This is a genomic window from Leisingera sp. F5, from assembly GCF_001593695.1.
In genome coordinates this window covers 1-4785 of record NZ_LUKH01000149.1, presented here as the reverse complement: position 1 = coordinate 4785, position 4785 = coordinate 1, and the positions used below count along the sequence as shown (strand labels likewise).

The following is a 4785-nucleotide window of genomic DNA, read 5'->3' as shown; positions in this document are numbered from 1 at the left end:
TCCTTGCGGAAACACGAGGCGCATCTGCTCGTGCATTGAGAAATGCTGCTGTTGTTTTGGGGGAAACGGCAGAGAAGAGCAAAGCGCAGGAAGGCAGGGTCTTGTGCCCTGCCTTCTCTGCATTTGCGGGGGTGTCAGCGGTGCAGGCGCCAAGCGGCCCAGTCTTCGGGCGTGTCCAGATCGGTCAGCGCATGGTTCTTTGGCAGCGGCACCATCTGCACCGGTTCGGATGTCAGGATGCTGCGGGCGCCCTGGTCGCCGCTAAGGCTGTTCAGGGCCGCAAAGCAGCGGCGCGGAAACAGCACCGGGTGGCCTTGGGTGCCGTCCTCCGACGCGGCACGCAGGACCGGGCTGTCCTCCCCGTGGAAATGCGCGGCGAGGCGCAGCATGTCCTGCGTCACAACTTCCGGCATGTCGGCGGGCAGAATCATAACGGCCTGAGTCTGTTCAGGCAGTGCTGCGATTCCCCGGCGGATCGAGGCGGCCATGCCCTCAGCCGCGTCGGGAACCGGGACCGGGGTCGCGCTGCCGGTGGCGGCTGCGCGGGGGTGGGCTTTGCTGGGCAAAGTCACGAACACTGGCAAACCGGTAAGCGCCGCCCGGCGGCACATCAGGGCAAGCAGAGGCTGGCCGTCCACATCCTCCATCAGCTTGTCGCGGCCTTGCATCCGGGATGAGGCGCCGGCGGCGAGCAGGAGAATGGCGATGGCGGTCATGCAACCCGTCCTTGGTTCTTGGCGGCAATGGCGGATGCCTCCGGCGGGAGTATTTTTGCAAAGATGAAGAGCGGGGGCCAGCGAAAGCCGCAATGGTCAGTAAGGTTGACCGAATGTTTCGCGCGCGAAACATTCGGTTGCAGGTGCTGACGTATACGTTGCGGGAGTGCCGTCATGTCACCGTGCGCTGCTGTGGCAACGGGTTGGGTACAGGTCAGATTGCCTGACCTGTATCCGGTGTTTTTCAGGCTTGTCCGCGCATCCGGACGCCGTCTGTGTCGAACAGCGGCTGAGTGATCAGGCGGGCCTGGTACATCTTGCCGAGGATTTCGATCTCCACCTCCAAGCCTTCAACGGCTTTATCAGTGGGAACGAACCCCAGCGCGATGGATTTCTGCGCGTGGTGCGAGTAGCCGCCGGAGGTGCAGAAGCCCACGACTGCGCCGTCCAGCCAGATCGGCTCATAGGCGACTACATCGGCGTCGTCTGCCGCGACCTCAAAGGCGCAGAGCTGGCGGGCGGGGCCTGCGTTGCTTTCGGCCTCGGCTGCGGCGCGGCCGATGAAATCTGCGGGTTTCTTGAAGGATATGAAGCGGTCGAGGCCGGTTTCCGCGGCAGTGTAGTCGGGTGAGAACTCGCGCAGCCAAGAGCCGAAGAACTTGTCCAATCGCAGCGACATCATTGCCCGCATGCCGAAGGGTTTCATGCCGTGGGGCTGGCCGGCGGTCCAGAGCGCATCCCACAGGGCGCGCTGGGAGGGCAGGTCGCAATAGATCTCATAGCCAAGATCGCCAGTGTAGCTGACGCGCTGCACGATGCAGTCGGCCATGCCCACAGTGAGGCGCCGCACATCCATGAAACGCATGTTCGATATATCGGACCGGGTGCAGGCCTGCAGCACCTCGCGCGCCTTGGGGCCTGCGATCTGGAAGCCGTTGCGGGTGTCGGAGATGTTGTCGAGGGTTGCTCCGTCGTCCAGGTTTTGCAGGAACCAGCGCATGTGGTAGGCTTGTGAGCCGTAGGAGGCGGTGAGCTGGAATTCTTCTTCCGCCAGGCAAGAGATGGTGAAATCGCCAATGAGGCGGCCCTTGGGGGACAGCATCGGGGTCAGCGACAGGCGGCCCGGTTTTGGCACCCGGCCGGCCATGATGCGGTCGAGCCAGGCGCGCGCACCTGTGCCCTTGATCAGGTATTTGCCGAAGTTGTGGACCTCGTTAATGCCGACGGCTTCGCGCACTGCTTTGACTTCGCGTGCGGTCGCCTCAAACGCGTTGGAGCGGCGGAAGGACGGGGTCTCGAAACGCGGCTCATCGCCTGTCGCGAAGTAGTTCGGGACTTCCATCCCGTATTGCGCGCCCCAGACAGCGCCCATGCCATCAAAGATGTCGTACATCGGGGTTGTGCGGAAGGGGCGGGCCGCGGGCAGCTCCTCGTTCGGGTAGGCGATGGAGAAGCGTTTCTGATAGTTTTCAATGACTTTCGGGCGAGTGTAGCCGGGCGTGATCCAGTCGCCGAAACGGGCGGTGTCCATCGCAAATGTGTCGCGCTCGCATTCGCCCTCGACCATCCACTGGGCCAGCATCAGGCCGACGCCGCCACCCTGGCTGAAGCCGGCCATCACCGCGCAGGCCGACCAGTAGTTGCGCATTCCAGGCACCGGGCCGACCAGCGGGTTGCCGTCGGGGGCAAAGGTGAAGGGGCCGTGGATCACTGATTTCACGCCCGCAGCCTCCAGCGCCGGGAAGCGTTTGTAGGCGAAGTTGATTGAATCCTCGATTTTGTCGAAGTCGTCCTGCAGCAGCTCATGGCCGAAGTCCCACGGCGTGCCGTCCACTGCCCAGGGTTTGCAGGGCTGCTCATAGAATCCGATGCAGAGACCGCGGCCCTCCTGGCGCAGATAGCTTTCGCCGGCCGGGTCCATCACATGCGGGTGTTCGCCGCCGCCGTCGATGATCTCGGCGATCATCGGCACCTCGTCGGTGACGATATACTGGTGTTCCATCGGGTGCAGCGGGAAATAGACGCCGGCCATGGCGCCAACTTCGCGCGCCCAGAGACCGCCGGCGTTGACGACGTGTTCGGCGTGGATGGTGCCCTTGCTGGTGACCACGTCCCAGGTGCCGTCGGGGCGCTGGTTGGTCTCAACCACCTTGCAGTGGGTCTCAATCGTGGCGCCGCCCATGCGCGCGGCCTTGGCATAGGCGTGGGTGGTGCCGGAAGGATCCAGGTGGCCGTCAAGCGGATCATACAGCCCGCCGACGATGCCGTCGATGTTGGTGACGGGGGCGATTTTCTTGATTTCTTCGGGGGAAACAATCTCGGTCTCCAGGCCCATGAAACGGTGCTTGGCCCGCTCCGCCTTCAGCATGTCGAAACGTTCCTGGGTCTCGGCCAGGGTAACGCCGCCGACGTGGTGCAACCCGCAGGACATGCCGGTGATCGCTTCCAGCTCTTTATAGAGCTTGATGGTGTAGCCCTGCAGCGCCGCCATGTTGGTGTCGCCGTTGAGCGTATGAAACCCGCCCGCCGCGTGCCAGGTGGAGCCGGAGGTCAGCTCGGAGCGCTCGATCAGCATGACATCGGACCAGCCGAGCTTGGTCAGGTGATACAGGACTGAGCAGCCGACGACGCCGCCGCCGATAACTGCCACGCGGGTGGTGGTTTTCATGTGGGCCTCCCCTGAGTAGGTGTTGCTTGCATTCTGTACAGAAGTGAACAGTAGTCCAGCAGAAAAACGGCACCGCGTGCCGCATACGGGCAGTCAGGCTGCGGTTTCGTTACTCGGAGGTGCGGAATCGGCTGTTCTGAATGACAAATATTGCCGTGAGCGGCGCCAGGAGGAGGATCACGCCGACAGTGATAAGCAGCATGCCCAGCTGCGAATAATCGGCGGGAGTGGTGATGGTGCCTGCCGAATCTGTGACCTCGCGGGTCACCAGGAAGATTTCGTTCAGGTACTTCGTGCCGAGGCTAGAGGCCGACAGCGCCAGATTGGTGAAGGAGGCCATGACCGCAAAGAAGGTGGCTTTCAGCCCCGAGGGTGCGTTGCGGGCGATCCAGGCGAGCATCGGGATCATCGCGACCTGGCCCAGCGGGGATTCGACGGCTGTGTCGACCATGGCGATGAAGCGCGCATCAACCAGGCCCCCGGTCATCGCCGCGGTCCAATGATGGGCGCCGTAGTAAAGCGCGATGTTGGGCAGGCTGAGGACGGCCTCGGTGATGGCGAGGAAGGCGACGATCCAGGTGATCGGGCGGCTGGCCATCATCGGGCGGAAGATCAGCATGCCGGCCAGCGTCAGCAGCGAGGTGATCAGGGCCAGCACCGACAGGAACTGCTGATCAAACCCGAGCACGTCGATTTCGAACCAGGTGGCGCCTGGGCCGCGCAGGGGCGTGGCGCGGTAGACAAAGATGATGATGGCGGTGCCGATCAGGGCGCGGGCCTGGTCCGTGGGCAGGACCGCCACCAGCTGGCGCATCAGCAGCAGCACGATGCCCATGGAACCAGAAAAAACGATTTCTTGCGAATAAGGCACATCGCCAAGGCCCACCGCGAGGGAGAGCAGGACAAAGGCGCCGCCGCCGATGAAATACCAGTGATTTGGCGTGACCGGCTCACGCGGGAGTTCGATGCGGGCGCGGATCTCTGCCTCCGCGGCACCGGCACGGCGCAGCTGGGCAGCCTTGCGCCATTTCTGCCAGATCGCCAAGGCCACGCCCGAAAGCGAGATCACCGGGATCAGCAGAGCGAGACTGAAGACAAAGCCGTAAAGCGCGCCTTTGCCCTCCTGCGGCAGCGCATCGGCGCCGTCGAACAGGGCAACGTTAAGCGCGGCGGCGGCGCTGGAGCCGCCGATCAGCGCGATGCGGCCGAAGGTCTGCATGGTGGTGTGCAGGGATTTGGTCTCAGCCTCGGGCAGGGGCTGGCCTTGGCCATCCGCATGGGGCACGGCCTCGACCGACATCGCGTCAGCCACCACATCCTGCAGCACATATCCGCAAGGGGCCAGCAGCGCGGCGGTGACATACCAGGCGCTGAGCGGCATCACGGTGCCCATCCTCGCAG

General features: G+C 63.8%; 3 protein-coding genes. All 3 read right to left on the bottom strand.

Translation table 11 applies throughout. The annotated features are described in order from the left end of the window. Nucleotides 1-134: 134 nt before the first annotated feature. Entirely contained in the window at nt 135-716 is a 582-nt protein-coding gene (locus tag A2I95_RS26065) for a nucleotidyltransferase family protein (RefSeq protein ID WP_291734588.1), read from the bottom strand. A 244-nt stretch (nt 717-960) separates the two neighbouring features. Next, on the bottom strand, nt 961-3384 hold the full coding sequence (locus tag A2I95_RS26060) for an FAD-dependent oxidoreductase (RefSeq protein ID WP_291734587.1): 2424 nt from the start codon (nt 3382-3384) through the stop codon (nt 961-963). Between the two features lie 109 nt (nt 3385-3493). Further along, nucleotides 3494-4785, bottom strand: a 1292-nt coding sequence (locus tag A2I95_RS26055) for a hypothetical protein (RefSeq protein WP_291734586.1), incomplete at its 5' end; no start/stop codon positions are given.

Excerpts from the sequence above, each read along its gene's own strand:
- A2I95_RS26065 (WP_291734588.1), bottom strand. The coding sequence starts at position 716 with ATGACCGCCATCGCCATTCTCCTGCTCGCCGCCGGCGCCTCATCCCGG.
- A2I95_RS26060 (WP_291734587.1), bottom strand. The coding sequence starts at position 3,384 with ATGAAAACCACCACCCGCGTGGCAGTTATCGGCGGCGGCGTCGTCGGC.